The following is a 4,569-nucleotide window of genomic DNA, read 5'->3' as shown; positions in this document are numbered from 1 at the left end:
TCTTCTACGGCATCAATCAGCGCGTCGGTATCTGTCTTGCTTTCATCAAAAGTAATCACTGCATTTTTGTTTTCCAAGCTGACTTCTGCTTTTTCCACGCCTTCTACGCCTTCCAAAAGACGGGTTACGCTTTTAACACAGCCGCCACAGGTCATGCCATCGATGTTGAGGGTAACAGTTTGCATTTGTATTTCCTTTCATTCACACAAATCAAATATGGTTGCCGAACACTTTACTCCTTACACAAACAGCTTGCAAATTCTTCATTAAGGCCGTCTGAAAAAATGCAGATAGGTGTACAATAACGCCTTTTGCTTCATCAAACGGACATAATAATGACTTCAACATTCAAACAATGGGTTAGTGTATGCGCGCTGGCGGTGGGAGCGTTTATTTTCAATACCACCGAATTCATTCCGATTGCGCTTTTGAGCGACATCGGTCAAAGCTTTGGCAAACCGGCAACGGAAGTGGGCATGATGATCACGGTGTATGCGTGGATTGTTGCGCTCCTATCGCTACCGCTGATGCTGATGACGAAAAACATCGAACGGCGCAAATTATTGCTGATGCTGTTTGCACTGTTCGCGCTGTTTCACGCGCTGTCGTTCTTTTCTTGGAACTTCACCATCCTCTTGGTCAGCCGTGTCGGGATTGCGCTGACACACGCGATCTTTTGGTCGATTACGGCTTCTTTGGCGGTACGGCTTGCCCCCGCCGGCAAAACCAATCAGGCTCTGGGCTTGCTCAGTACGGGTTCGGTTTTGGCGATGGTTTTGGGTATTCCGCTGGGGCGCGTGGTCGGGCAATACTTCGGCTGGCAGCTCAGCTTCCTGCTGATCGGGGTCTGCGCTGCCGGCGTAATGCTGGTGTTGGCCAAAAATCTGCCTGCTTTACCCAGCCAAAATACCGGCTCTTTAAGCAGCCTGCCGAGTTTGTTCAAACGCCGCAACCTGATGCTACTCTATGCAATGACGGTGTTGATTATTACAGCCCATTTCACGGCATACAGCTATATCGAGCCTTTTGTGTTGCAAGTTGGCGGATTTAAGGCAGAACAAGTTACCATCGTTTTGAGCCTGTACGGTTTGGCAGGATTTGCCGCATCTTATCTGTTCGGCAAATGGTTTGCCAAAGCGCAACGTTTGTTTATGCTCGGCGCAGTGGCGGTCATCCTGCTCTCCGCCCTGCTGCTTCTGCCGCTTGCCTCTTTCCCGTATGCGGTATATGCGCTGGTGTTTATTTGGGGCGTGGCCATCGTCATCGTCAGCTTGGGCATGGTCTCCAAAGTATTGACGTTTGCTTCCGATGCGACAGATGTAGCCAACTCGATTTATTCAGGTTTGTACAATGTCGGTATCGGCGGCGGTGCGCTTTTGGGGCATTACGTGACCACTTGGTTCGGTCTTTCCAATATCGGCATTGCAGGCGCGCTCTTAGCTGCGACAGGTTTTGCCGTTTGCGGTTTGTTGTTTAAGGAACAAGACAATCTGACGCAAAACGTTTAAATCCATATAAATCAGGATGGTATTACTGACCCGGCCGTAATTTTGGCAGTTTTACCGATTTGTCCTGATGCTTATTAACCCACGATGGGTCTTCATTCCGCCGGATAAGCAGTTTTCTTGCTGCTTATCCGGTTTTCATTTCATTTTTAAAAAATAATTTACAATTTGTTTACACTACATCAAATTACAAATATACTGTCGCCTATTAGGCCGTCTGAACGTTCGGCTGAAAAGAAAAACCAATCATGTTTCAGAGGAATACATCATGGACTTAAACGCCAAGGATAAGACTCAGCATCCTGAGAACGTCGAGCTTCTCAGTGCGCAGAAGCCGATTACCGACTTTAAAGGACTGCTGACGACCATTATCTCTGCTGTTGTCTGCTTCGGCATTTATTACATCCTTCCCTACAGCCCCGATGCCAACAAAGGTATCGCGCTGTTGATTTTTGTTGCGGCACTTTGGTTTACCGAAGCCGTACACATTACCGTTACCGCGTTGATGATCCCTATCCTTGCCGTTGTACTCGGCTTCCCGGATATGGACATCAAAAAAGCGATGGCCGGTTTCTCCGACCCGACGATTTACATCTTCTTCGGCGGCTTCGCGCTTGCAACCGCCCTGCACATGCAGCGTCTCGACCGTAAAATCGCCGTCAGCCTGTTGCGCCTGTCCCGCGGCAATATGAAAGTTGCCGTGTTGATGCTGTTTGCCGTTACCGCCTTCCTGTCTATGTGGATCAGTAACACTGCGACTGCCGCGATGATGCTGCCTTTGGCAATGGGTATGATGAGCCACCTCGACCAAGAAAAAGAACGCAAAACCTATGTTTTCGTCCTGCTCGGTATCGCCTACTGCGCCAGTATCGGCGGCTTGGGTACCGTGGTCGGTTCTCCGCCGAACATGATTGCCGCCAAAGCGCTGAACTTGGACTTCGTCGGCTGGATGAAACTCGGCCTGCCGATGATGCTGTTGATTCTGCCGCTGATGCTGTTCTCCATGTACGTCATCCTCAAACCTAATTTGAATGAGCGCGTGGAAGTTAAAGCTGAATCTATCCCTTGGACTTTGCACCGCGTTATCGCGCTGTTGATTTTCTTGGCCGCAGCCATCGCTTGGGTATTCAGCTCCAAAATCAAAGCCGCATTCGGTATTTCCAACCCTGATACCGTTATTGCCCTGATTGCCGCCGTTGCCGTCGTCGTATTCGGCGTGGCGCAATGGAAAGAAGTTGCCCGCAATACCGACTGGGGTGTATTGATGCTCTTCGGTGGCGGTATCAGCTTGAGCGCGTTGCTGCAATCTTCCGGCGCATCTGAAGCATTGGGTCAGCAAGTTGCTTCCACGTTCTCCCACTCTCCTGCATTGCTGGTGATTTTCGTGGTTGCCACTTTCATCATCTTCCTTACCGAGTTCACCAGTAACACGGCTTCCGCCGCCCTGCTTGTGCCTATTTTCGCCAGCATTGCCGCGCAAATGGGTCTGCCGGAACAAGTCTTGGTATTCGTCATCGGTGTCGGCGCATCTTGTGCCTTCATGTTGCCGGTTGCCACACCGCCTAACGCGATTGTGTTCGGTACAGGCTTAATCAAACAACGCGAAATGATGAATGTCGGCTTATTGCTGAACATCCTCTGCGTGGTATTGGTTGCTCTGTGGGCTTATGCTGTACTGATGTAAACCATCGACCTAAACAACAAGGCCGTCTGAAAGAATATTTTTCAGACGGCCTTGAAGTTTGTCATTCAGACACAATTTAACGAATGATTAAAACCGGATTCTAACGAAAGGAAACCCATGATTATCCTGCACACCAACAAAGGCGACATCAAAATCGAACTCGATTTCGACAAAGCCCCCGTTACTGCTAAAAACTTCGAGCAATACGTTAAAGATGGCTTCTACGACGGCGTAATCTTCCACCGCGTCATCAAAGGCTTTATGATTCAAGGCGGCGGCATGGATGAAAACATGAACGAAAAAGAAACCCGCGATCCGATTCAAAACGAAGCGTCCAACGGTTTACCTAACGAAAAATACACCATCGCCATGGCGCGTACTTCCGATCCGCACTCTGCCAGCGCGCAATTCTTCATCAACACTGCCGACAACGCTTTCCTGAACTTCCGTTCTAAAGAGTTGTACGGCAAAACTGTCGTCCAAGACTGGGGCTATGCCGTATTCGGTAAAGTCGTTGACGGTTTTGACGTTGTCGATGCCATCGAAGGCGTTTCTACCAAACGTCACGGCTACCACGACGACGTACCGAGCGAACCTGTCATCATCACTAAAGCCGAAGTGGTTTAATCGATTTGATTTCCCATAAAAACAGCCTGTCCGAATTGCAAACGGACAGGCTGTTTTTCAATAATGACACATACCGTCACACATCATAAGTACCGACCACGCATGCCGAATCCAAAACATGGCCTTGCATGGCAAAATGCAGCTCATTAAAGCGGAAACCGCGCGGCAAATCCAAAACGGTATCCAGCGCGTACACAATCAGTTCATAACGATGACGGTTGTTCGGTGGTGCCATACCGCCGTAAAATGAGGCCTCTTCGATTTCAAATTTACCCAACGCGCTCGCCCAAGTGTTCGCGCCCTGTGTGAAATCTGTTGCAGAAATACTTTCATTTTCTGCCACGGAAGTGCGTTTCAAATCCGAAATCAACCAATGCGTCCATACGAAACCCGATGCTGAAATGGCATCTTTGTCTTCCAACACCACAGCAAACGATTTTGTTCCTTCAGGTGCATCTTTGATCTCAAAAGGAATCGAATAAGAAGGCATACCGCTCGGGCTGAACTGGCTGCCGCGCTTGCCGTATTTGTCTTCAAATTCGCCGTTAACAATAGCTTTACTGCTGACTTTCATCTTACATCTCCCAATAGTAGGTTGGCTCATTCTAACAAACACCAAGGCCATCTGAAAGATACTGCCGTTTTCACTTTCCCGATGTCGCATTTTCAGACGGCCTCAAGCAATATTCACAATTCGATCAAACACATTTGACATTCCATAGTATAATCCGCCGCATGAAAACTACACAGGAT

Annotated in this window: 5 protein-coding genes; 3 read left to right on the top strand and 2 right to left on the bottom strand. The window is 48.7% G+C overall.

What is annotated here, in order from left to right; translation table 11 throughout:
• A partial coding sequence (locus tag ACTHUE_RS11420; RefSeq protein WP_440423498.1) for a heavy-metal-associated domain-containing protein occupies window positions 1-185 on the bottom strand: 185 nt, incomplete at its 3' end.
• 150 nt (window positions 186-335) lie between these two features.
• On the opposite strand from ACTHUE_RS11420, the gene ACTHUE_RS11415 reads away from it, so the two are divergent.
• The 3 genes from ACTHUE_RS11415 to ACTHUE_RS11405 all read left to right on the top strand — a co-directional run bounded on the left by ACTHUE_RS11415 (window position 336) and on the right by ACTHUE_RS11405 (window position 3,816).
• Window positions 336-1,508: a sugar transporter gene (locus ACTHUE_RS11415; protein WP_440361178.1), complete on the top strand. Its 1,173-nt coding sequence runs from the start codon at window positions 336-338 to the stop codon at window positions 1,506-1,508.
• A gap of 265 nt (window positions 1,509-1,773) precedes the next feature.
• Entirely contained in the window at window positions 1,774-3,189 is a 1,416-nt protein-coding gene (locus tag ACTHUE_RS11410; protein WP_049336559.1) for an SLC13 family permease, read from the top strand.
• A gap of 117 nt (window positions 3,190-3,306) precedes the next feature.
• Window positions 3,307-3,816: a peptidylprolyl isomerase gene (locus ACTHUE_RS11405; RefSeq protein WP_004519830.1), complete on the top strand. Its 510-nt coding sequence runs from the start codon at window positions 3,307-3,309 to the stop codon at window positions 3,814-3,816.
• A 76-nt stretch (window positions 3,817-3,892) separates the two neighbouring features.
• Here ACTHUE_RS11405 and ACTHUE_RS11400 read toward each other — a convergent pair whose 3' ends face one another.
• Window positions 3,893-4,390, bottom strand: a complete 498-nt coding sequence (locus ACTHUE_RS11400) for a YbhB/YbcL family Raf kinase inhibitor-like protein (RefSeq protein ID WP_039862157.1) — start codon at window positions 4,388-4,390, stop codon at window positions 3,893-3,895.
• Window positions 4,391-4,569 lie beyond the last annotated feature (179 nt).

The organism is Neisseria sp. P0021.S005 (genome assembly GCF_051956955.1).
This window is presented reverse-complemented; position numbering and strand designations above follow the sequence as displayed.